Raw genomic sequence first — 23387 nt, 5'->3', positions numbered from 1 at the left:
TTTTTCTATGCATGTTTAACAATGGAAAACAGTCATTCATCTCTATATGCCGGTCTTGCCGGTTAGAAGAGGATAAAAAATGGCATAATGAACATAATAAGGGGTGGAAAAAATGGAAGGGATGTATTTTTATCTCTTTTTTTGGTCGGTATGGCTTGTGGCAACGTTTTTTATGAAAAAGACCGCCGTCCGCACGAAACTGGCGGTGTTTGCGCTTTTCATGATCAGTTCGGCCTCGTTGACGGTGGAAGTTGGCTCTATTCATGTGGCGTTGTCCTTTTTTGTGCTTTTTTTCTTTTCCTGTTACACAGCGGTCGAGCGGCGGCCGTGCCACCCGCTGTTGATGGCGTTATCGGCGTCCGGATTGGCGTTTGCTTACACCGCCTTCCGTTTGCTTGCCTTGTTTGACCCAGTTTGGATTTGGTTCGATGGCCAGTGGATGCTCGCTTGGTGGCTCGCCCTCGTCAGCTGCCTGTTCCACCGTGGTCTTGTCGACCGCCTTCTTTGTTTGGCGCTCGGTGGTTGCCAAGGGGAAGCGGTGTACGCTGCGGCCATTCACCGGATGGGGCCTGACTACGTGCTCGGTTCGTTTTCTTTTTTAGATGTGACAGCGATTAGCGCGTCATGTTTGCTCGCTTGGGAAATGATTCGCTTCCTTTCACTTCAGCTTGAGGAAAAACGGTCTGTAGGGGGGACGAGACAGCCGTGAACGAATATACATTTCCAATTTTATACGGTGTGGCTGTTGGGGTATTAACGCGTCTTTATTTATTGCGCACTGATTACCGCCAATACCCGACATACTTGCACGGCCGGACGATCCATATCGCGTTAGGAGCCATCGCAGCCGGCTTGGGTACGATTGCTGTGCCGGCGATTATGGAAAAAGAATTTGCGGCCATCACGTTTTTGGCGTTGGCGGCTTCGCAGTTTCGCGACGTACGCAATATGGAGCGCAATACGTTAAACGAGCTGGATCAGTATGAACTAGTGCCGCGCGGAAAAACATACATTGAAGGTATTGCGATTGTTTTTGAAGGGCGGAACTATTTAGTTATTTTCGTCTCTTTTTTCTCCACGCTCTTTTATTTAATGTGGAATGTTTGGGCTGCGCTCGTGGTCAGCGTCATCGGCATAATGGTGGCGCGGCGGTTTATGAGCGGAAGCCGGTTGAAAGATATCGCCGATGTGAAATATGTCAAGCCTCATTTTGAAGGAGCAGGGCTTTATGTCGACAATATTTACATTATGAATATCGGGTTGCCGGCGCGAAGGGAAGAGATTTTGCGTTACGGGATGGGCTTTATTTTGACGCCGAAAAACTTCAACGCCCGAACAACGATCGCCAACCTTGGGCAGCGGCAAGCGATTTTGCACGATGTATCGACGGCGCTTGGCATTTACCGTGACTCGGGAACACCGGCGCTCGTGCCGCTTGCCAAACGCGATTTAAACGACGGTCGCGTCGGCGTTTTCATTTTGCCGCAAGTGAAGGATGTCGAAAAGGCGAAAGCGGTCATTGAAAATGTTCCGGTGCTTGAGAGCGCCATCCGCATGCCGGCGAAACGGCGGTGGAAACGGAGAGGAGGCGGCAGTGATGACGCATGAAAAAATGATTTTGGCCATTATTACGACCAATGCTGAAAACGTGGCCGGTGGTGCCCCGATTTTCGTTTGCCGCACAAAAGAGGAAATGGAACAGATCGCTACCAATTTAGAGGCGATTTTAGACGGCATCGCCCATGAACTAAGTGACGGATTGTTTGTGATTGTCAAGCATTAAAGCGGTTGTTGGACGTTTCGCTTTTTGATAAAATAAAGCAGTTGTAGCATGTCTTGGTTCATCACCAAAAGATATCCTTGATGGGTAAAACTGCACATGTTCATGTAACCTAAATGGACAAAACATGTAAAAAAAGAGGAGGCAGCTCCCCATAACTTTGGCAGTAAAAGAAATGGAGCGTCAGTACGCTTAACGGTGGTGAACCGATGCCCTAGGAGCAGGGCGTTTTTTTTCAAGAGCAAAACGATGTAAAAATGAGGATAAAGGGTGGTAGCATGGCAAATCCAGTCGTGGCCATTGTCGGCCGTCCGAATGTGGGGAAATCAACCATTTTCAACCGCATCGTCGGAGAACGCATTTCCATCGTTGAGGATGTACCGGGGGTGACGCGCGACCGCATTTACAGCAGCGCCGAATGGTTGAACCATTCATTTTATTTAATTGACACGGGAGGCATTGACATCGGTGATGAGCCGCTGCTTGTGCAAATTCGTCAGCAGGCAGAAATCGCCATCGATGAGGCGGACGTCATCATCTTTATGACGAACGGCCGTGACGGTGTGACAGCCGCTGATGAAGAAGTGGCGAAACTGCTGCGCCGGTCGAATAAGCCGGTCGTGCTCGCCGTGAATAAAATCGATAACCCGGAGATGCGTGATTTGATTTACGATTTTTACGCTCTTGGTTTTGGCGAGCCGTACCCCATTTCCGGGGCGCACGGAACGGGACTTGGCGATTTGCTTGACGCCGTTGCCCGCCATTTTCCGAAAGATCACGGCCAAGAATATGAGGAAGACGTGATTAAGTTTTGCCTCATCGGCCGGCCAAACGTCGGTAAATCGTCGCTGGTTAACGCCATTTTAGGGGAAGAACGAGTGATTGTCAGCGACATCGCCGGCACGACGAGGGACGCTGTGGACACCTCGTTTGTCCGCGAAGGTCAGAAATATGTTATTATCGATACAGCAGGAATGCGCAAACGAGGAAAAATTTACGAAAGCACGGAGAAATACAGTGTATTGCGTGCGCTAAGAGCCATTGAGCGCTCGGATGTCGTGCTCGTTGTCCTGAACGCAGAGGAAGGGATTATTGAACAGGATAAAAAAATCGCCGGGTATGCACATGAGGCAGGGCGTGGCGTCATTCTCGTCGTCAATAAATGGGATGCCGTCGAAAAAGACGATAAAACAATGGTGGAGTTTGAGCGGAAAATTCGCGATCATTTTCCGTTTTTGGACTATGCGCCGATTTTATTTGTGTCGGCGAAGACAAAACAGCGGCTTCATAAGCTGTTGCCGCTCGTGCAACTCGTAAGTGACAACCATGCGATGCGCGTTCAAACGAACGTGCTCAATGAAGTCATTATGGATGCGGTGGCGATGAACCCGACGCCGACGCATAACGGGCGGCGCCTGAAAATTTATTATATGACGCAAGTCGCCGTCAAACCGCCGACGTTCGTCGCTTTTGTCAATGATCCGGAACTCATGCACTTTTCATATGAACGATTTTTGGAAAATCGCATCCGCGACGCGTTCGGCTTCGAAGGTACACCGATCAAAATCATTGCCCGCCCGCGGAAATAAGAAAAGCGGCGGCGCCGAGATTAGCTCTCGAAGCCAAATGTTCTTCACCCGCAGGGGTGCTTGCACCCCGAGGGGGGAGGTTATTTGTCGGAAGAGAGCTAGGCGCCAAAGCTAGACAGAAAGAAAAGCGTGAGCGATTTGTCGCGGCGGGCACATGTTCTTCGCCGGAAGAGACTGGCCATCCAAAGGCGAAGGTGATTTGACCTCGAGCAGCGTTTTTCAGGAAAGTGACAATCGGGCAAAGGAAGTGGGAAGCGATGGAGAACATTACCGTATTGGGGGCAGGAAGTTGGGGGACGGCGTTGGCGCTCGTTTTAGCTGACAACGGGCACCGCGTTCGGCTTTGGAGCCATCGGGCTGAACAAGTGAGGGAGATCAATGAACAGCGGACGAACGAAAAATATTTGCCAGGCGTCCGCCTGCCGGAGGCTATTATCGGTTATGACGACCTTGACGCCGCGCTTGATGGCGTTTCCATTGTCGTGCTAGCCGTGCCGACGAAAGCGATCCGCGAGGTACTCCAGAGAGCGCGCATGTGTTTGGCTGCGCCGATCACGATCGTTGCCGTCAGTAAAGGAATCGAGCCGGGGACGCATAAGCGCGTGTCGGAAATTGTCACCGAAGAAATCAGTGAATGGCTAGAGGACGTCGTCGTCCTTTCCGGGCCGAGCCATGCTGAGGAAGTGGTGCTCCGCCATCCGACGACGGTGGCGGTGTCATCGCCGAACATGGAAGCGGCACAGCGTATTCAAGATGTATTTATGAATCACCACTATTTCCGCGTTTATACGAACCCTGACTTAGTCGGTGTCGAAGTCGGCGGGGCGCTGAAAAACATTATTGCATTAGCCGCCGGCATCAGCGATGGGCTTGGCTATGGAGATAACGCAAAGGCGGCTCTGATTACGCGGGGATTGGCTGAGATAGCCCGTCTTGGCTGCGCCCTCGGCGCTAACCCGTTGACGTTTGCCGGACTGGCTGGGGTCGGCGATTTGATCGTCACGTGCACAAGTGTTCATTCCCGCAACTGGAGAGCCGGCCATATGCTTGGCCAAGGAAAAAAGCTTGATGATGTGCTTGAAAGCATGGGGATGGTTGTTGAGGGAGTGCGGACGACAAAAGCCGCCTATGAGTTGGCAAAAGAGCTCGGTGTGAAAATGCCGATTACCGAAGTGCTCTATGAAGTGCTGTTTGACGGAAAAAATCCGAAAGAAGCGGTCGATTCACTCATGGCGCGCGGAAAAAAGCAGGAAATGAACGATTTAATGAACATTTTTGCCGAACAGTAACACCGAAAATAGGCGGATGGTGATACAAGTCGTCTCTGTTTTGCATACAATATGACGAACCATCATCGGCTCGAGCTTCCGGAAGGGTATAAGGCGATGCTGAAGTAAAGAAAGCCCCGCTTTACTTCAGCTTTTTTTATGGCGATGCTATAATAGTAGTTGTCGAAAAAGGAGGAACGCCCATGTCACCAGCTTTGGCAAAAATGTGGATCGCCATCACCTCGATGGTATTTATGTTTATTTCAGTCGGCTTCATTTATTTGAGCCGCTATAAGATCAAGATCAAATGGTTAAGCTTTCTTTTGTCGTTTATTGCCTATATTCTGTTAGTGTTAGCTGGCATCATCATCTTTTTCGTTGTGTTCAGCGGACCGACGCCGCAATAGTCAAAGGATGGAGGAACTCATGAAACAGATTGCTCGCTTCCTTTTAGTCTGCCTGTTTATCGTGCCGCTTTCTGGGTGTTTATATCCGCAAGAGCGGCTAAAACAAAACCAAATCCCTTACAAAGACCAAGTGGCGGCCGTCCAATCGGCGGTTAATGAGTACCGGAAGGCGACCGGCGGACTGTTGCCGATTAAAACGCGCGATATGAAAACGCCGGTTTACTTAAAGTACCCAATTGATTTCCAAAAACTCGTTCCGCGCTATATGCAGGAACCGCCAGGAAACGCCTATGAAAGTGGAGGCGTCTTTCAATATGTCATTATTGATGCGGAAACGAACCCAACGGTCAAGCTCCTCGATTTACGCTTAGCTGAGCGCATCCGCGATCTGAAGCTGCGGCTGAAGATGTATACGGATGAGCACCGTTATCCGCCGTTTAAAGATGTTGTCGCGCCAGGTGTGTTTACACTCGATTACAAGAAACTCGGCTACAAAGAGCCGCCATACGCGGTCAGTCCGTTTTCCGGCAACAACTTGTCGTTTGTCATTGACGGCAGGGGGGAAATTTACATTGATTACCGTTCTGACCTGTATAACGCCTTGAAAAAATATCCGCACCATTATAAGCCGGGAGATGACATCCGTGCTCTGTTGACGGATCACTCTCTCTTTGTACCGGCGTACTCCCTTCCGTATACGATCGATGCCAAAACGAACGAGCCGATTTTTTTCACGAAATGAGTCATCATCCCTTCTCTAGGAAAATACATTCTAGAGAAGGGATTTTTTCATCGCTTTTTAGTCATAACCGAATAGGACAACATCATATGCATATAGTGTCCTATCATACTAGTTGATTTCGTTGTTTCTAATAACGACCGAAGGACTGGAGGGGAGTCATTTGGAAAAGGTCGATATTTTTAAAGATATCGCCGAGAGGACCGGCGGCGACATTTATTTAGGCGTTGTCGGCGCTGTCCGTACCGGAAAATCGACATTTATTAAACGGTTTATGGAGCTTGTTGTCATTCCGAACATTAAAAACGAAGCCGATAAAGCGCGCGCCCAAGACGAACTGCCGCAAAGCGCCGCCGGCAAAACGATTATGACGACGGAACCGAAATTCGTGCCAAACCAAGCGGTGACGGTGAAAGTCGATGACGGGCTTGAAGTCAACATTCGCCTTGTCGACTGCGTCGGCTATGCCGTGCCTGGCGCGAAAGGGTATGAAGATGAAAACGGCCCGCGGATGATCCACACCCCTTGGTATGAAGAGCCGATCCCGTTTCAAGAGGCGGCAGAAATCGGGACAAGGAAAGTCATTCAAGAACATTCGACGATCGGGGTTGTCATTACGACGGATGGCTCGATCGGGGAAATTCCACGTCAAGACTACGTAGAAGCTGAGGAACGGGTCATTGGCGAACTGAAAGAAGTCGGCAAGCCGTTTATTATGGTCGTCAACACCGTTCGGCCGCATCATCCGGAAACCGAAGCGCTCCGCCGCGAGCTTGCTGAAAAGTACGACATCCCGGTGCTCGCTATGAGCGTGGAAAGCATGCGCGAGACCGATGTATATAACGTGCTTCGTGAGGCATTATATGAATTTCCGGTGCTCGAAGTGAACGTCAACTTGCCGAGTTGGGTGATGGTGCTTCGTGAGGACCATTGGCTGCGTGAAAGCTATCAGGAAGCGGTACGCGACACGGTGAAAGACATTAAGCGGCTGCGCGATGTTGATCGGGTTGTTCAGCAGTTTGCTGAGTACGATTTCATTGAAAAGGCACGGCTTGCCGGCATCGAAATGGGGCAAGGGATCGCCGAAATTGACTTGTATGCGCCGGATGAGCTGTACGACCAAATTTTAAAAGAAATCGTCGGCGTTGAAATTCGCGGCAAAGACCACTTGCTCCAGCTTATGCAAGACTTCGCCCATGCAAAAGCAGAGTACGATCAAATCGCTGACGCATTGAAAATGGTCAAACAAACAGGATACGGCATCGCTTCGCCTGCTTTGTCTGACATGAGCCTTGACGAACCGGAAATCATCCGCCAAGGATCGCGTTTTGGCGTTCGTTTAAAAGCGGTTGCTCCGTCCATCCATATGATTAAAGTCGATGTCGAATCGGAATTCGCGCCGATTATCGGTACGGAAAAACAAAGCGAAGAGCTCGTTCGTTATTTAATGCAAGATTTTGAAGACGATCCGCTGTCGATTTGGAACTCCGATATTTTCGGCCGATCGCTCAGCTCGATCGTCCGCGAAGGCATCCAAGCGAAACTTGCGCTCATGCCAGAAAACGCCCGCTACAAGCTGAAAGAAACGCTCGAACGCATCATCAACGAAGGCTCCGGCGGCCTCATCGCCATTATTTTATAGAAAAACGAAGACCGCGCGCTCAGCTCCCAATCCGGGAGCTCTTTTTTTTTCGCCATTAATCTTTCATAGGAGAAAAAAATCGCTGAAACCCTTGAGAAATCAGGATTGGCACTTGATTATGCGCATGGCGTTATGGTAATCTTTTATCTGAAATCATTGTTTTGGTGAAATATGCCTAAAATTGGCCGCTTTGGCGAAAAAGATGTTGAATTATCGCGATAAATTGGTTAAGATTAGGCATGTCACCGCATCTTGGCGGAACGAAGGCAGTTCCGTCGCTCCTTCCGCCTCATCTTGAAGAGGCAGGTGGCGCCTGAACTGTCAAGGGGACGCCTCGATCGGCGGCGGGTACGGGCGCATTTTCTGTCAGTCGTTCTGAATGAAAACAGAATCATTGGCTACGTGGGTGCAGCGCTTATTCTTGCGTGCGCCAACCTTTTCGCCGCCAAAGCTGTTAATGTCTATGTATAGAAAAGCAGAAAAGTGTGCACAAATGGTAGTAAACAAGATGAGCTCCCTTGGGAGGAGGTGAATGGCATGAACAAGACGGAATTGATCAACGCAGTAGCTGAAACAAGCGGTCTTTCCAAAAAAGATGCAACAAAAGCCGTTGATGCGGTATTTGACTCGATTACAGAAGCGTTGCGAAAAGGCGATAAAGTGCAATTAATCGGCTTTGGGAACTTTGAAGTGCGCGAGCGCGCTGCCCGGAAAGGACGCAACCCGCAAACGGGTGAAGAAATGGAAATTCCGGCAAGCAAAGTTCCTGCATTCAAACCAGGCAAAGCATTAAAAGATGCTGTAAAATAAGCCTACATAGCCGAAGCAGGAGCTTAGGAGGGAAGGGCAGGTGATCAACTGCCCTTCTTTTTTGTTTTTTTTCGCTCCCTATGCTAGAATCGGATTACATGCAGCTTTTATGACGCAGGAGGATGTTGTTTGTATGTCAGAGATCAATTATGAACAAATTGAATATGCGGTCCGCCTCATCTTGGAAGCGATCGGCGAAGATCCGAACCGTGAAGGGCTTATTGATACACCAAAACGGGTGGCAAAAATGTATGCTGAGGTGTTCGCCGGGCTTCGGGAAGACCCGAAGCAGCATTTTCAAACCGTATTCAGCGAGGAACATGAGGAGCTCGTGCTTGTTAAAGACATTCCGTTTTATTCGATGTGCGAACACCATTTAGTGCCGTTTTTCGGCGTCGCTCATGTCGCTTATATTCCGCGCGAAGGAAAAGTGACCGGGTTGAGCAAACTTGCCCGGGCTGTCGAAGCGGTGGCGCGCCGTCCGCAGTTGCAAGAGCGCATCACGGCGACAGTGGCCGATTCAATCGTCGAAGCGCTCGAGCCGCACGGAGTCATGGTTGTCGTTGAGGCGGAGCATATGTGTATGACGATGCGCGGCGTAAAGAAACCGGGGGCGAAAACAGTCACAACGGCGGTGCGTGGTGTGTTTGAAACAGACGCCAACGCTCGGTCCGAAGTGCTTTCGTTAATTAAAGCGTAAGGAGGGCAAATGATGTATACGAACAGCGATTTTGTCGTCATTAAAGCGCTCGAAGACGGAGTGAACGTCATTGGGCTGACGCGCGGCGCGGATACGAGGTTTCATCATTCGGAAAAACTCGATAAAGGTGAAGTGCTGATCGCCCAGTTTACAGAACATACGTCAGCCATTAAAGTGAGAGGTAAGGCGTATATTCAAACGCGCCATGGCGCAATCGAATCGGAAGGGAAAAAGTAACCGCGCAAATTTCTAGCAAACTAGAGCGTTTTCGACAAAATTGTGTTATAATGAGTCCGTCATTGCGGTGCGGATATTTCTCGGGGACAAGGGTGATTCGTGTGAATGACATCATGGTGAAATTGGCGTCATTGAAGGAACAAATTGAACGGCTGCTTAATCATTCATATTTGCGCGAGCATGTGCCGGCGCCGGCTGTCGATGAAGACCGGTTGCTGTTGGCGCTGTCGATGTTTGCTGATGCTCCAGCGGCGCCGAATGAATCGGATCGGTATATCATCGCCATGATGCTCGTGCAGATCGCCCTTGATACCCATGATGAGGTAACAGATAGCGGCGATGATTTGAAGACGCGGCAGCTTATCGTCCTCGCCGGCGATTTGTACAGCGGACTGTATTACGAGTTGTTGGCGCGTTCTGGCGATATCGCGCTCATCCGTTTGTTCGCCGAAGCGATCCGCGACATTAACGAACAAAAAGTACGTCTTTATGAAAAAAGCTCGGAGCGGATCGAGACGCTATTTGCAGCGGTCGGCACGATCGAATCAGCGTTGCTTGCAAAACTTGCCGATCGCATGGCAGTGCCGCAGTGGGGGCAGTTTGCGTACCATTACTTATTGCTGCGGCGTCTGCTTCAAGAACGGGAATCGTTCGTCGGCACTGGGACGTCAGTGCTCTTTGAGCAAATGGCGCATATCGCATTCCCGCGGGCGAAGGTGCTGACGAACGAGCAACAACGGTATTTGCTTCGCCTTTGCAACCGCTATATCGACCATTGCAAAGAAGCTTTGTTCACGGCGAAATTGCTGCCAAACGACGTGCTGGCGCTCCGCGTGACTGAGCTTTCCGGTGGATTTTCAGCCATCGCCAAAAAGACGGTGGAAGAAGGGTAGAATGATGCATCAATCAAAGGAAGAGCGAGTTCATCGTGTGTTTGAAAAAATCTCCACTCATTATGATCGGATGAACTCCGTCATCAGCTTCCGTCGCCATTTAAAATGGCGCGAAGACGTGATGCGACGGATGAATGTGCAAAAAGGGAAAAAAGCGCTCGATGTTTGCTGCGGGACGGCCGACTGGGCGATCGCCTTAGCCGAGGCGGTCGGGCCAGAGGGGGAAGTGTATGGCCTCGATTTCAGCGAAAACATGTTAAAAGTCGGCGAGCAAAAGGTGAAAGAGCGCAGCTTGCACAATGTGAAGCTCATTCATGGCAACGCCATGCAGCTGCCGTTTCCTGACAATTCGTTCGATTACGTGACCATTGGTTTCGGCTTGCGCAACGTCCCTGATTATATGACGGTGCTGAAAGAAATGCACCGGGTCACGAAACCGGGCGGCATGACTGTCTGTTTGGAAACGTCGCAGCCGACGCTATTTGGCTTCCGCCAGCTTTACTATTTTTATTTCCGGTTTATTATGCCGCTGTTTGGCAAACTATTGGCCAAAAGCTATGAGGAGTATTCGTGGTTGCAAGAGTCCGCGCGCGAGTTCCCGGGGCGGGATGAGCTGGCGGAAATGTTTCGCGCCGCTGGCTTTGTCGATGTCGAGGTCAAACCGTACACGTTCGGCGTGGCGGCGATGCATTTAGGTTACAAACGATGAGTCAAGGTGAACATTCATGAAGTTAAAGGCGATGTATTCGTTTTTAAGCAAGGATTTGGCGGCGGTCGAACAAGAGCTCGAGCGGACGGTTCAGTCGGAATATGGGCCGCTTGGGGAAGCGGCGCTGCATTTATTGCAGGCGGGCGGAAAGCGGATCCGTCCCGTTTTTGTCTTGCTTGCCGCCCGCTTTGGCCATTATGATCTCGAGCGGATCAAGCATGTAGCTGTAGCGCTCGAACTCATTCACATGGCATCGCTCGTCCATGACGATGTGATCGACGATGCCGACTTGCGCCGCGGCCGACCGACGATCAAAGCGAAATGGAGCAATCGGTTTGCCATGTACACGGGCGATTATTTGTTTGCCCGTTCGCTCGAACGGATGGCGGAACTTGACGACCCACGCGCTCACCAAGTACTCGCGAAAACGATTGTCGAAGTGTGCCGCGGGGAAATTGAGCAAATTAAAGACAAATACTGGTTTGAACAACCACTCCGCACGTATTTGCGGCGCATCCGCCGGAAAACGGCGCTGCTGATCGCTGCTAGCTGCCAGCTTGGCGCTCTGGCCGCTGGCGCCCCGGAATCGGTGGCTAAACGTCTGTATTGGTTTGGCCATTATGTCGGCATGTCGTTTCAAATTACGGATGATATCCTCGATTTTACAGGCACGGAAGAGCAATTGGGCAAGCCGGCGGGAAGCGACTTGCTGCAAGGAAACATCACCCTCCCGGTGCTGTACGCGCTTCGTGATGAACGGTTGAAAGCGGCGATCACCGCTGTCAGCCCGGAAACCAATGCGGATGAGATGGCAGCTGTCATTTCCGCCATTAAGCGAACGGATGCCATTGACCAGTCGTACGCATTAAGCGACCGCTACCTCGAAAAAGCGCTCCGTCTGCTCGGTGAATTGCCCGCCAATAAGGCGCGCACCTTGTTGCATGATCTCGCCCTCTACATCGGGAAAAGGGATTATTAACGCTTTCAAGGACATTATTGCCAATGACGCGAAACAATGGTACTATGATGAGGGGAACCCGTTTCCTAGTACATACGACAGTAGGGGTGGAGAGTCAATGAAAGAACGGACATTTTTAATGGTAAAGCCAGACGGGGTTCAGCGCAATTTAATCGGTGAAATTGTCTCCCGCTTTGAAAAAAAGGGATTCCAGCTTGTCGGCGCCAAGCTGATGCAAGTGTCGCGTGAGCTGGCTGAGCAGCATTACGCCGAACATAAAGAGCGTCCGTTTTTTGGCGAGCTTGTTGATTTCATTACGTCCGGACCGGTATTCGCGATGGTGTGGGAAGGTGAAAACGTGATCGCTGCCGCCCGGCAAATGATGGGGAAAACGAATCCACAAGACGCCGCACCGGGGACGATTCGCGGAGATTTCGGCTTGACGGTCGGCAAAAACGTCATTCACGGTTCCGATTCGCCGCAAAGCGCGGAACGCGAGATCAACTTGTTCTTCAAAGAAGAAGAGCTCATTACATATACAAAACTGATGAACGAATGGCTATATTAATGTGAAGACCGGCCACAACTTGGCCGGTTTTTGCCATTTTATGAGGACGACACGATAACGGGAGAGGGGGCAGTACCGATGGATGATTATGCACAATTTATTGCGAAAGTGAAACGAAAAACCGGTATTGATCTTTCATTGTATAAAGAGGCACAAATGAAGCGGCGTTTAACGTCTTTATATGTAAAAAAAGGATTAAACAGCTTTGCCGAACTGTTTGCGGAGATGGAAAAAAACCCGGTGCTATGGCATGAATGTTTAGACCGGATGACGATCAACGTGTCAGAATTTTACCGCAACGCGAAGCGGTGGGACGTGCTTGAGCGCATTATTTTGCCGCGGTTGTTGGCGGAAAATCCGCGTCCAAGAGTATGGAGTGCTGCTTGCTCGGCCGGCGAGGAACCGTATACGCTCGCGATGGTGCTTGCGAAATACCTGCCGCTTCACCGTGTGTCGGTGTTGGCAACTGACATTGATGAAAATGCGCTCGCTCGCGCGCGTCTTGGGGTATACGGCGAACGGTCGCTCGCTGAGCTGCCGGAAGAAATGAAAAAAAAGTTTTTTACGAAAGACGGACAGTATTATAAAATAGACGAAAAGGTGAAACAAGCGGTCACGTTTCAAAAACATAATTTGCTCGCCGATCCGTTTCCGGGGCCATTTGATTTGATTGTCTGCCGCAATGTGCTCATTTACTTCACCGAAGAGGCGAAACGGGCGTTGTATCCAAAATTCCGTGACGCGCTCCGGCCGGGCGGTGTGCTGTTTGTTGGCAGCACGGAGCAAATTTTCAATCCCGGCTCGTACGGGTTTGAAGTCGAGGAGACGTTTTTTTATCGGAGAACATAGCGGGCTTTGCCCACTTTTTTTACAGAAAAACTATTTTCATTTTTTTAATTTATGATATATTTTTACATAAACGCGTTAAAGAGCTGAAGGGAGAGACAGATATGCGTTATTTGACGGCAGGGGAGTCGCATGGACCACAATTGACGGCCATTTTAGAAGGGGTGCCGGCGGGGCTCGAGCTGCGCGCCGAGCATATTAATAAAGAGCTCGCTCGCCGGCAAAAAGGGTATGGACGCGGCCGGCGCATGCAAATTGAAAAAGATGAGGTCAAAATCGTCGGCGGCGTCCGCCATGGCAAAACGCTCGGCTCGCCGATTGCGCTTGTTGTTGAGAACCGTGATTTTCAACATTGGCAAACGATTATGGCTGTTGAGCCGATTGATGATGAAACCGAAGTCAAGCGAAAAGTAACGCGCCCGCGCCCGGGGCATGCTGATTTAAATGGAGCCTTGAAATACGGGCATCGCGATATGCGCAACGTGCTCGAGCGCTCGTCGGCAAGGGAAACGACTGTGCGTGTAGCCGCCGGGGCCGTGGCGAAACGTCTGCTCGAAGAGGTCGGTATTCGCGTCGCCGGACATGTGCTAGAAATTGGCGGCGTGCGTGCCGAGAAGCTCGATTACCGCTCGCTTGACGAGCTGCAAAAAGTGACAGAGGAATCCCCGGTGCGCTGTTTTGATCCGGAGGCAGGGCAAAAAATGATGGAAGCGATCGACTTAGCGAAGAAAAACGGTGATTCGATCGGCGGCATCGTCGAAGTGATCGTCGAAGGAGTGCCGGCCGGAGTTGGCAGCTATGTTCATTATGACCGGAAGCTCGATGCGAAAATTGCCGCTGCCATCGTCAGCATTAACGCCTTTAAAGGCGTCGAGTTCGGCATCGGATTTGAGGCGGCGCGCCGGCCGGGAAGCGAAGTGCACGACGAAATCATTTGGAGCCCGGAACAGGGGTTTTCGCGCCGGACGAACCGAGCTGGCGGCTTTGAAGGCGGAATGACGACCGGGATGCCGATCGTTGTGCGTGGGGTGATGAAGCCGATTCCGACGTTGTACAAGCCGCTTGGAAGCGTCGATATCGACACGAAAGAACCGTTTACAGCGAGCATCGAGCGGTCAGACAGCTGCGCCGTACCGGCGGCAAGCGTCGTTGCCGAGGCGGTCGTCGCTTGGGAAGTGGCGGCGGCGATCGTTGAGCAATTCGGGCAAGATCGGATTGACTTGATCAAAGAAAACATTGAGCGCGCTCGCCGCTATGCAAGGGAGTTTTAACGATGATGGAACGGACGATTGAAACGGCGACGAAACAATATCCGCTTCTGCTGGGCGATGGGGCGGCTCGCGCGTTGCCGCGCCTGCTCCGCTCGCTCGCCTGTCCACCGGGGACGAAGCTGTTTATCATTACCGACGATGCGGTGGCGCCGCTTTATTTGGATGAGGTGCGCGCCATGCTTGCCGCTGCTGAGTATGACGTATATGCCTATATCATCCCGAGCGGAGAGGCGGCCAAGTCATTCGACAACTATTACGCCTGCCAAACAGCGGCGCTCCAGTGCAGCTTAGACCGCCGTTCAGTCATTATCGCGCTTGGCGGCGGCGTTGTTGGCGATTTAGCCGGATTTGTCGCGGCCACCTATATGCGTGGCATCCGCTATATTCAAATGCCGACAACACTCTTGGCTCATGACAGCGCCGTCGGCGGCAAAGTGGCGATTAACCATCCGCTTGGTAAAAATATGATCGGTGCCTTCCATCAGCCGGAAGCGGTTGTGTATGATACGACTTTTTTGCGCACGCTGCCTGAGCGTGAACTCCGGTCGGGGTTTGCCGAAGTGATCAAGCATGCGCTCATCCGTGACCGCCGCTTTTATGAATGGCTGCGTGCGGAAGTGAAGACGCTCGCCGATTTGCGCGGCGAAGCGCTCACCTATTGTATTGAAAAAGGCATCGATATTAAGGCGTCTATCGTACGTGAAGATGAAAAAGAAACCGGCGTGCGTGCCCATTTAAATTTTGGTCATACGCTCGGCCATGCGCTTGAAAGTGAACTTGGTTACGGTACGCTCACCCATGGGGAAGCAGTCGCCATCGGCATGCTGTTTGCCGTGTTTGTCAGTGAACGGCTTTATGGCCACTCGTTTGCTGAGCACCGCTTTGCCGAATGGTTTGCCCGATACGGTTTTCCGGTGTCGCTGCCGACGACGGTGGAGGCCGATCGGTTGCTTGAGAAAATGAAAGGTGACAAAAAAGCATACGCCGGGACGGTGCGGATGGTGCTCTTGCGCGAGATCGGCGACGTCGAAGTCGTGGAATTAGAAGATGATAAGCTGCTCGCTTGGCTAGATGAGTTCGCCAAACAGGGGGGAGGACGATGATTCGCGGCATTCGCGGAGCGATTACGGTTGAACAAAATGAAGCCGAAGAAATCGTGACGGCTACCGAAATACTGTTGCGTGAAATGATTAAGGCGAACGGGGTCGTCGCCGATGATGTTTCGTTTGTGCTCATTTCCGTCACGGATGATATCAACGCCGCATTTCCGGCACAGGCGTTGCGCCGGATTGACGGTTGGACGTACGTGCCGGTCATGTGCACAAGGGAAATTCCGGTGCCCGGCTCGCTGCCACGTTGCATCCGAGTCATGATGACGGTGGCGACGGAGAAAAAGCAGGATGAGATTTGCCATGTATATTTAAAGGATGCGGCCATACTGCGCCCGGATTTGTCGTTGACAAAAAAGACAGAAATGTAATATAGTTAAAATAACTTCTTTGCCCGCCGCATGGCGGACTTCGGAAGAAGTGGAGCGAGAGCTGAGAACGAGTGTAGGGTAGATGAGAATGAGCGAGTTTAGCTGAGGTGAGCGTTTGTTATTTGTTTGCTGACATCTGCCCAAAGACGGTCGTCTTTGGGCGTTTTCTTTCCTCTTTTCGCCTCATAAACCCTCATTCTCCGCCCGCTGATCATGAAGGGAGGAGAAGGGATGTCCACGAATGGGCTAGCCGCTTTTTTAGCGGATGCCAACGAGTTCCGCACTATCCCGATTGTGCGCAAATTTTTAGCCGATGTCATTGAACCGCTTGGAGTATTTAGCAATTTGCGTGATGAAGCGGTGTTTTTGCTCGAAAGCAAAGACGATGAATCGCCATGGGCTCGCTATTCGTTTATCGGGGTCGCGCCGTTTTTGACACTCGAAAGCGAAACAGGCGAGACGTTTTCCGTGAAAGACGAAAATGGAAACGAACAAGTTGTAATGCCGACGTTGAAAGAGGCGTTTCAATGGGCTGAGCAGGCGCTTGATGTCCGACCGTTGAGAGAAGTAGTGCCGTTTACAGGCGGCGCGGTCGGGTTTTTAGGATACGATTTCATTTCAGCCATCGAAAAGGTGCCGCGTCATGAAAATTGTGATTTAGGTATGAAAGCTAGTTATTTCGTATTTTGCGAATCGCTGTTTGCTTTTGACCACCAAAAGCGTGAGCTCCTGCTTATTCACTATATTCGGTTGCATGGTGGTGAAACAGAACAGGAAAAGATTGAGAAATATCGCTCCGCCCAACAGCGCATCGCCGCGTTGGCGGCAAAAGCGGTGCGAATCCAAGCTGAACGGCCGCTGTTGCCGGCAGATGAGGAAGCCGGGCGGGCTGTCTCGTTTGCTCAGGCGATGTCCAATTACGAAAAAGAACGATTTTTGCAAGACGTAGAAACGGTGAAACAGTATATCGCGGCTGGTGATGTGTTTCAAGCTGTTCTGTCGCAGCGTTTTTGCGTGCCGGTCCGCGCGGGCGGTTTGGCCGTTTATCGGTTGCTCCGCCATATTAATCCGTCGCCGTACATGTTTTATTTCCGGTTGAGTGATACAGAAATTGTTGGAAGTTCACCGGAAAAACTCATCCAAGTGCGCAATCGGCGCATTGAAATCGATCCGATCGCCGGAACGAGGCGGCGCGGGCGCTCGCCCGAAGAGGATGCGATGCTGGCTGATGAGCTGTACAACGATCCGAAGGAGCGGGCTGAGCATTATATGCTCGTTGATTTGGCACGCAACGATATCGGCCGGGTGGCAAAATACGGAACGGTCAAGACGCCAATCTTGATGGAAATCGGCAAGTTTTCCCACGTGATGCATTTAATTTCGAAAGTCGTCGGTGAGTTGAATGATGATGTTCACCCCATTGATGCGTTGCTTGCCGCCTTTCCGGCTGGGACGGTGAGCGGAGCGCCGAAAGTGCGGGCGATGCAAATTTTACAAGAGCTTGAGCCAACAGCTCGCGGATTGTACGCCGGGGCGATTGCTTACATCGGCTTTGACGGCAATATCGACTCATGCATTGCCATCCGGACGGCGGTCATCAAAGATGGCTATGCGTACGTGCAGGCCGGCGCGGGCATCGTCGCTGACTCCGTCCCAGAACTTGAGTGGAAAGAGACGTGCAATAAAGCAAGCGCCTTAATGAACGCCATTGAACAAGCAGAACGACTATTTGTCAAAGGGGAGAGGATCGTATGTTGAAGCGGCTGCTTTCCAAATGTGCGGAAGGGAAAACGTTGACGGAAGAAGAAGCATATGAAGCGATGGCCACCGTCATGGATGGGGCGGCGACAGACAGCCAAATCGCGAGTTTGTTGTCGATGTTGTGCCTGCGAGGGGAGACGGTCGACGAGCTGACCGGGTTTGTGCGAGCCATGCGTGACCGGATGATGGCGATTGATGCCGGTGATGATGTGATCGACACGTGTGGCACAGGTGGTGACGGAGCAGCGACGTTCAACATTTCAACAGCTGCGGCAATCGTCATTTCATCGCTCGGCGTCAAAGTTGCCAAACACGGCAATCGCGCTGTTTCATCAAAAAGCGGCAGCGCCGACGTGCTCGAGCGTCTTGGCATCAATATTCAATCGTCGCCAGACGCCGCCAAGGAGGCGTTGGAAACGAACGGATTAACATTTTTGTACGCCCCTTTGTATCACACAGCCATGAAACATGCCGCCGGGCCGCGGAAAGAAATCGGTTTTCGCACGGTTTTTAACTTGATCGGCCCGCTTGCCAACCCGGCACGTTGCAAGCGGCAAGTCGTCGGTGTTTATTCGACCCGCTACGCCGAGAAACTAGCGGAAACGATGCGCCGCCTTGGTTCGGAGCATGTGCTGTTCGTCACCGGTCGCGATGGGCTCGATGAATGCAGCATCGCCACGGAAACTGATGTTGTTGAACTGAAAGATGGAGCGATTCGCCGCTTTGTCATCACCCCGGAAGAAGTCGGTTTGCCTCGCGGAGAGCTTGCTGATGTGCAGGTGCATAATCCGGAAGAAAGCGCCGCATTGCTTGAAGCGGTCATGACCGTGACAGCGCCGGAGAGCGCCGTGAATATCGTCGCCTTAAACGCCGGTGTCGCCTTGTACGCCGCCGGCAAGACAAAAACGATCGCTGATGGGGTGACGATGGCGAAAGACGCTATTTTGTCCAACGCTGCTTATAGGCAGTTGCAGCGGCTGCGGGCAAAGGAAGTGGTCCGTGATGCTTGAGCAAATTTTAGCGACAAAACGAGAGGAACTTGACACATTGACATTGCCGGAACCGTTGCCGGAGCCGAAACGCCGTCCTTTCGCGGCGGCGCTCCGCCGGCCGCGGCGGGCGCTCGGGCTAATCGCCGAAGTAAAAAAAGCGTCTCCGTCTAAAGGCATCATCCGCCCGGACTTTGATCCGGTCGCCATTGCCAAAGCGTATGAGCGCGCGGGGGCTGATGCGATCAGTGTGCTGACGGACGAGCGCTATTTCCAAGGGCACCGCCGCTATTTGCAGGAAGTGAAAGAAGCGGTCAACATCCCGGTGTTGCGCAAAGATTTCATCATCGACCGCCGGCAAGTGGAAGAAAGCGCCCGGCTCGGGGCGGATGCAATTTTATTGATCGGCGAAGCGCTGCCGCCGGAAATGCTCGAGGCGCTCTATCAAGAAGCGTACAGCATCGGGCTGGAATGTTTAGTGGAAGTGCATGCGAAAGAAACGCTTGAGCGGATTTTGGCTCGGTTTACGCCTGAAGTGGTTGGCATTAACAACCGCGATTTGCATACGTTTGTCACAACACTTGAGGCGACAAAAGCGCTCGCTTCCCTCATTCCGCCGTCGAGCGTCATCGTCAGCGAAAGCGGGATCAGCTCATACCGTGATGTACGAACGATCCGCTCATACGGGGTACAGGCGATGCTTGTCGGTGAGTCGCTCATGCGCCAAGCGGATGTCGAACGGGCGGTTTACCGGCTGTTTGGAGAGGATGATGGCAATGGTTCGGCTTAAATATTGCGGCAACCGTTCGGCGGACGATGTGCAAGTCGCGCTCGCGAGCGGGGCGGATTATCTTGGCTTTATTTTTACTGAAAGCAAACGGAACGTTTCACCTGAGGAGGTGAAGCGCTGGTTAGCACTAGCATCACTCGGCGATAAGCAGCTCGTCGGTGTCTTTGTCAATGCCTCTGTTGATCAGATCGCTTCTGTCACCGAACAGCTGCCGCTTCATGTCGTCCAATGCCATGGTCATGAGACACCAGCTGAGCTGGCCGTCGTAAAGGAAGCGACACGGCTCTCGGTTTGGAAAGCGATTCATCACGACGATGGGGCGCTCGAGACGATGAAGCAATATGCAGGGGTAGCTGACGGCTACGTTGTCGACAGCCGCGTCGCTGGTGCATGGGGAGGAACGGGCGTCTCTTTTGACTGGGAGGCGGTGCCGCGCTATTTGGAAGAGGCAGCACGCCAAGGTGTGCCGTGCTTCATCGCCGGCGGCATCACCCCGGACAATATCGAGCGGCTGCTCGCCTATCGTCCCGACGGGATCGACATTAGCAGCGGCATTGAAACAGACGGACGCAAAGACCCGGCTAAGATGAAGCAGATAGAAGAAAAAACAAAACAGTATCTCGCAGTAGGAAAAGGCGCGAAATGATCGTTTCGCTCCATGCTCGGACGATGAAACAGCGCCGCTTCGGCAATCGAGAGGTGCGCTTTCACACGAAATTCGTCATTTAATCTTAAGAAAAAAGAAGGTGGCTTTGATGATGGAACACGTTCCGAATGAACACGGGCGATTTGGTGATTTTGGCGGCAAGTTTGTTCCAGAGACGCTCATGCTCCCCCTTGAGGAAATTGAAACCGAGCTGGACAAAGCGCTTGCCGACGAGTCGTTCAGGCAAGAATATATCCGGATTTTGCAGCACTACTCGGGGCGGCCGACTCCGCTTACGTTTGCACCGAATTTGACACGACAGCTTGGTGGGGCGAAAATTTATTTAAAGCGCGAAGATTTAAACCACACCGGCGCCCATAAAATCAACAACGCTATCGGCCAGGCGCTCTTGGCGAAACGGATGGGCAAGAAAAAGTTGATCGCTGAGACCGGCGCTGGGCAGCACGGGGTTGCGGCAGCGACGGTGGCCGCTCACTTCGGTATGGAATGCATCGTCTTTATGGGCGAGGAAGACATGAAGCGGCAAGAGTTGAACGTGTTTCGGATGAAGCTGTTAGGCGCCGAAGTTGTGCCGGTGTTAAGCGGCAACCGGACGTTAAAAGATGCGACAAATGAGGCGATTCGTTATTGGGTCGCCCATTGCGATGACCATTTTTACATGATCGGTTCGGTTGTCGGCCCGCATCCGTACCCGAAAATGGTGCGCGAGTTTCAGCGCGTGATCGGCGATGAGGCGAAAGAACAGTTTCTCGCCGGCGAAGGAACGCTGCCGGATGTGATTGTTGCCTGCGTCGGCGGAGGCAGCAACGCCATCGGCATGTTTTATCCGTTTTTGCAAGACGATGTCCGTCTCGTCGGCGTGGAAGCGGCCGGCAAAGGAATCGATACTCCGCACCATGCGGCGACGATTGCAAAAGGGACAAAAGGCGTTATCCATGGGGCAATGACGTACTTGTTACAAGATGAGTACGGGCAAATTATTGAACCGTATTCAATTTCCGCCGGCCTTGATTACCCTGGCGTCGGTCCGGAACATGCGTATTTGGCCAGCATCGGCCGCGTTCGTTATGAGAGTGTGACCGATGAAGAAGCAGTGGCTGCGTTTCAGCTTCTGGCGCAAACTGAAGGCATCATTCCAGCCATTGAGTCGGCGCATGCGGTGGCCAAAGCTGTCGAGCTTGCCCGCCAAATGACGCCGGATGAGACGGTGCTTATTTGCCTGTCCGGCCGCGGCGATAAAGATGTGCAAATGATGATGCACCATCTTGGGGTGAAAGAAGGTGAAGACGTTGCGTCTGCCCGTTAACCGATCGTTATTTATTCCGTTTATTGTTGCCGGCGACCCGTCTGCTGATTTGACTGTTGACCTCGCTTTGGCGCTGCAAGACGCCGGTGCTGACGTGTTGGAGCTTGGCGTTCCGTACTCTGACCCACTCGCTGATGGGCCGACGATCCAGCGCGCCGCCGCCCGGGCGCTCGCCGGACAAATGACGCTGCCGAAAGCCATTCAACTTGTTGCCGACATGCGAAAAAAAGGAGTAAAAATTCCGATTATTATCTTTACGTATTATAATCCTGTGTTACAATTAGGAGAAGAATCCTTTTTTGCTTTAGCGCAAGAAAATGGCGCCGACGGCGTGCTCATTCCCGACTTGCCGTTTGAGGAGAGCGGCCCGCTCCTCGAGCTCAGTGAGCGGTTCGGCCTTCCGCTTATTTCGCTTGTCGCTCCGACATCAAAGCAGCGAATTGAGCAGATTGCTTCAGCGGCGCAGGGGTTTTTGTACTGTGTCTCCTCGCTTGGCGTCACGGGCGTGCGTGAGACACTGCCGGAGTCGCTTGGCCATTTCCTAGGTGAAGTAAAGCGGCATAGCCGTGTCCCGGTCGTTGTCGGTTTCGGCATTTCAACACCGGAACAAGTGGCGATGCTGAAAGACGCCTGTGATGGAGTCGTGGTCGGCAGTGCGCTCGTGCAAAAAATCGAACAGTTGCTTGAGCGCCTGCAGACCTCGGAAGAAAAGAATGCGGCTATCGCTGAATTTGCCTCCTATGCCCGTTCGCTCGCCGCGCCGCTTCGGGAGCCGTGTTCTTCGCGCTAAAAAGTTCCGACTTAAAGGAGTGGGCGATATCCATGCAAGTAAAGGAGCAACTTCGGGGACTCCCCCCGTACCAACCAGGAAAATCGATTGAGGAAGTGAAGCAGGAATACGGTCTTTCTGAGATTATTAAACTAGCTTCCAATGAAAATCCATACGGCTCATCGCCGACGGTGAAATCTGCCATCGCTGCTGAACTTGATCGCCTTGCCGTCTACCCGGACGGTTATGCCCGCGCATTGCGCGAAAAAGTGGCCAACCATCTCGGCGTGAAGGAAACACAGCTGTTGTTTGGCAACGGTTCGGATGAAGTCGTACAAATTTTTTGCCGCGCCTTTTTAGAGCCGGGCACGAACACGGTGATGGCGACGCCAACATTTCCGCAATACCGCCATAACGCGATCATCGAGCGGGCTGAAGTGCGCGAAGTGCCGCTTGTTGACGGGCGCCATGATTTGGAGGCGATGCTTAAGGAAATTGATGAAAACACGCGCATTGTCTGGGTTTGCAATCCGAACAACCCGACCGGCACGTATGTGAATGAGACAGAATTGCGCGCCTTTTTAGATCGTGTGCCGTCGCACGTGCTTGTCGTTTTGGATGAGGCGTATTATGAATACGTAACGGCGGACGATTATCCGCAAACGGTGCCGCTGTTACAAGAATACGAACAGCTTGTTATTATGCGTACGTTCTCGAAAGCGTATGGGCTTGCTGCGCTTCGCGTCGGCTACGGCATTGCCAGTGAGTCGCTCATTCGTGCCGTCGAACCGGCGCGCGAGCCGTTTAACACGTCGACCGTCGCCCAAGCGGCTGCTGCGGTCGCGCTTGATGACCAAGCGTTCATCCGTGCCTGTGTCGAACAAAACCGTGCCGAGCTTGAACGGTATTATCGTTTCTGTGAAGAACACGGCCTGAAGTACTATCCGTCGCAAACGAACTTTTTGTTCATTGATTTTGGTATGGACGGCAATGAAGTGTTTCAATATTTGCTCGAGCGTGGCATTATCGTCCGCTCCGGCAAGGCGCTCGGTTTGCCGACCGGCGTGCGCATCACCGTCGGCACGAAAGAGCAAAATGACCGGGTGTTTGAAACGATTTCGCACATGCTTCGCGAAAAACAGCTCACCTGACCAGGTTGACAGTGAATTGGTCAGGAAGGCCAGCCCGTTGCTTTTAGCAAGCAGCGG

Annotated in this window: 26 protein-coding genes; all 26 read left to right on the top strand. The window is 52.1% G+C overall.

All coding sequences use genetic code 11. From position 1 onward, the window contains the following. Positions 1-112 precede the first annotated feature (112 nt). Positions 113-709: a YphA family membrane protein gene (locus tag DSM465_RS0106935; protein ID WP_029760978.1), complete on the top strand. Its 597-nt coding sequence runs from the start codon at positions 113-115 to the stop codon at positions 707-709. Continuing rightward, positions 706-1608: a YIEGIA family protein gene (locus DSM465_RS0106930; RefSeq protein ID WP_008879630.1), complete on the top strand. Its 903-nt coding sequence runs from the start codon at positions 706-708 to the stop codon at positions 1606-1608. Before DSM465_RS0106935 ends, DSM465_RS0106930 begins: the two co-directional genes overlap by 4 nt. Continuing rightward, entirely contained in the window at positions 1598-1783 is a 186-nt protein-coding gene (locus tag DSM465_RS0106925; protein ID WP_008879629.1) for a capping complex subunit for YIEGIA, read from the top strand. The genes DSM465_RS0106930 and DSM465_RS0106925 overlap by 11 nt, the downstream gene beginning before the upstream one ends. A 275-nt stretch (positions 1784-2058) precedes the next feature. Then, on the top strand, positions 2059-3369 hold the full coding sequence (der, locus tag DSM465_RS0106915; RefSeq protein ID WP_008879628.1) for a ribosome biogenesis GTPase Der: 1311 nt from the start codon (positions 2059-2061) through the stop codon (positions 3367-3369). Positions 3370-3626: 257 nt separating this feature from the next. Next, on the top strand, positions 3627-4658 hold the full coding sequence (locus DSM465_RS0106910) for an NAD(P)H-dependent glycerol-3-phosphate dehydrogenase (protein WP_029760977.1): 1032 nt from the start codon (positions 3627-3629) through the stop codon (positions 4656-4658). 182 nt (positions 4659-4840) lie between these two features. Beyond that, complete coding sequence (locus DSM465_RS0106905; protein WP_008879626.1) at positions 4841-5044, top strand: DUF2768 domain-containing protein; 204 nt, start codon at positions 4841-4843, stop codon at positions 5042-5044. 19 nt (positions 5045-5063) lie between these two features. After that, positions 5064-5786, top strand: a complete 723-nt coding sequence (locus DSM465_RS0106900) for a hypothetical protein (protein WP_008879625.1) — start codon at positions 5064-5066, stop codon at positions 5784-5786. Positions 5787-5946: 160 nt separating this feature from the next. After that, positions 5947-7425 (top strand): stage IV sporulation protein A, encoded by a 1479-nt coding sequence (gene spoIVA, locus DSM465_RS0106895; protein ID WP_008879624.1) that lies wholly within the window; start codon positions 5947-5949, stop codon positions 7423-7425. A 537-nt stretch (positions 7426-7962) separates the two neighbouring features. Beyond that, positions 7963-8235, top strand: coding sequence for an HU family DNA-binding protein (locus DSM465_RS0106890; protein ID WP_008879623.1), 273 nt, complete (start codon positions 7963-7965; stop codon positions 8233-8235). A 133-nt stretch (positions 8236-8368) separates the two neighbouring features. After that, positions 8369-8935 carry a GTP cyclohydrolase I FolE gene (gene folE, locus DSM465_RS0106885; RefSeq protein ID WP_029760976.1) on the top strand — a complete coding sequence of 189 codons (567 nt, stop codon included), beginning with the start codon at positions 8369-8371 and terminating at the stop codon, positions 8933-8935. A 12-nt stretch (positions 8936-8947) separates the two neighbouring features. After that, entirely contained in the window at positions 8948-9172 is a 225-nt protein-coding gene (gene mtrB / locus DSM465_RS0106880) for a trp RNA-binding attenuation protein MtrB (RefSeq protein ID WP_008879621.1), read from the top strand. A gap of 113 nt (positions 9173-9285) precedes the next feature. Beyond that, positions 9286-10065, top strand: coding sequence for a heptaprenyl diphosphate synthase component 1 (locus DSM465_RS0106875; protein ID WP_029760975.1), 780 nt, complete (start codon positions 9286-9288; stop codon positions 10063-10065). Positions 10066-10069: 4 nt separating this feature from the next. After that, positions 10070-10774 (top strand): demethylmenaquinone methyltransferase, encoded by a 705-nt coding sequence (menG, locus tag DSM465_RS0106870; protein ID WP_029760974.1) that lies wholly within the window; start codon positions 10070-10072, stop codon positions 10772-10774. Between the two features lie 16 nt (positions 10775-10790). Beyond that, entirely contained in the window at positions 10791-11753 is a 963-nt protein-coding gene (hepT, locus tag DSM465_RS0106865; protein ID WP_008879618.1) for a heptaprenyl diphosphate synthase component II, read from the top strand. Between the two features lie 97 nt (positions 11754-11850). Next, on the top strand, positions 11851-12300 hold the full coding sequence (gene ndk, locus DSM465_RS0106860) for a nucleoside-diphosphate kinase (protein WP_008879617.1): 450 nt from the start codon (positions 11851-11853) through the stop codon (positions 12298-12300). A gap of 78 nt (positions 12301-12378) precedes the next feature. Then, positions 12379-13149 carry a CheR family methyltransferase gene (locus DSM465_RS0106855; protein WP_008879616.1) on the top strand — a complete coding sequence of 257 codons (771 nt, stop codon included), beginning with the start codon at positions 12379-12381 and terminating at the stop codon, positions 13147-13149. 101 nt (positions 13150-13250) lie between these two features. After that, the gene (aroC, locus tag DSM465_RS0106850; protein WP_008879615.1) at positions 13251-14417 is read left to right on the top strand and encodes a chorismate synthase; all 1167 of its coding nucleotides are present in this window, start codon (positions 13251-13253) and stop codon (positions 14415-14417) included. Between the two features lie 2 nt (positions 14418-14419). Further along, entirely contained in the window at positions 14420-15520 is a 1101-nt protein-coding gene (aroB, locus tag DSM465_RS0106845) for a 3-dehydroquinate synthase (RefSeq protein ID WP_008879614.1), read from the top strand. Beyond that, a complete protein-coding gene (aroH, locus tag DSM465_RS0106840) occupies positions 15517-15897 on the top strand; it encodes a chorismate mutase (protein ID WP_029760973.1) in 381 nt (126 codons plus the stop codon). The genes aroB and aroH overlap by 4 nt, the downstream gene beginning before the upstream one ends. Positions 15898-16128: 231 nt before the next feature. Beyond that, the gene (trpE, locus tag DSM465_RS0106835; RefSeq protein ID WP_008879612.1) at positions 16129-17655 is read left to right on the top strand and encodes an anthranilate synthase component I; all 1527 of its coding nucleotides are present in this window, start codon (positions 16129-16131) and stop codon (positions 17653-17655) included. Next, entirely contained in the window at positions 17649-18668 is a 1020-nt protein-coding gene (trpD, locus tag DSM465_RS0106830; protein WP_008879611.1) for an anthranilate phosphoribosyltransferase, read from the top strand. The genes trpE and trpD overlap by 7 nt, the downstream gene beginning before the upstream one ends. Beyond that, positions 18661-19437 carry an indole-3-glycerol phosphate synthase TrpC gene (gene trpC, locus DSM465_RS0106825; RefSeq protein ID WP_029760972.1) on the top strand — a complete coding sequence of 259 codons (777 nt, stop codon included), beginning with the start codon at positions 18661-18663 and terminating at the stop codon, positions 19435-19437. The genes trpD and trpC overlap by 8 nt, the downstream gene beginning before the upstream one ends. Further along, positions 19424-20083, top strand: coding sequence for a phosphoribosylanthranilate isomerase (locus DSM465_RS0106820; protein WP_008879609.1), 660 nt, complete (start codon positions 19424-19426; stop codon positions 20081-20083). Before trpC ends, DSM465_RS0106820 begins: the two co-directional genes overlap by 14 nt. A gap of 112 nt (positions 20084-20195) precedes the next feature. Beyond that, positions 20196-21410 carry a tryptophan synthase subunit beta gene (trpB, locus tag DSM465_RS0106810; protein WP_011887692.1) on the top strand — a complete coding sequence of 405 codons (1215 nt, stop codon included), beginning with the start codon at positions 20196-20198 and terminating at the stop codon, positions 21408-21410. Then, the gene (gene trpA / locus DSM465_RS0106805) at positions 21394-22200 is read left to right on the top strand and encodes a tryptophan synthase subunit alpha (RefSeq protein ID WP_008879607.1); all 807 of its coding nucleotides are present in this window, start codon (positions 21394-21396) and stop codon (positions 22198-22200) included. Before trpB ends, trpA begins: the two co-directional genes overlap by 17 nt. 32 nt (positions 22201-22232) lie before the next feature. Beyond that, on the top strand, positions 22233-23330 hold the full coding sequence (gene hisC / locus DSM465_RS0106800) for a histidinol-phosphate transaminase (protein WP_029760970.1): 1098 nt from the start codon (positions 22233-22235) through the stop codon (positions 23328-23330). Positions 23331-23387 lie beyond the last annotated feature (57 nt).

The organism is Geobacillus thermodenitrificans subsp. thermodenitrificans DSM 465, from assembly GCF_000496575.1.
Taxonomy (GTDB): domain Bacteria; phylum Bacillota; class Bacilli; order Bacillales; family Anoxybacillaceae; genus Geobacillus; species Geobacillus thermodenitrificans.
The sequence above is the reverse complement of the archived record's forward strand: the minus strand, read 5'-3'. Positions and strand labels throughout refer to the sequence as shown.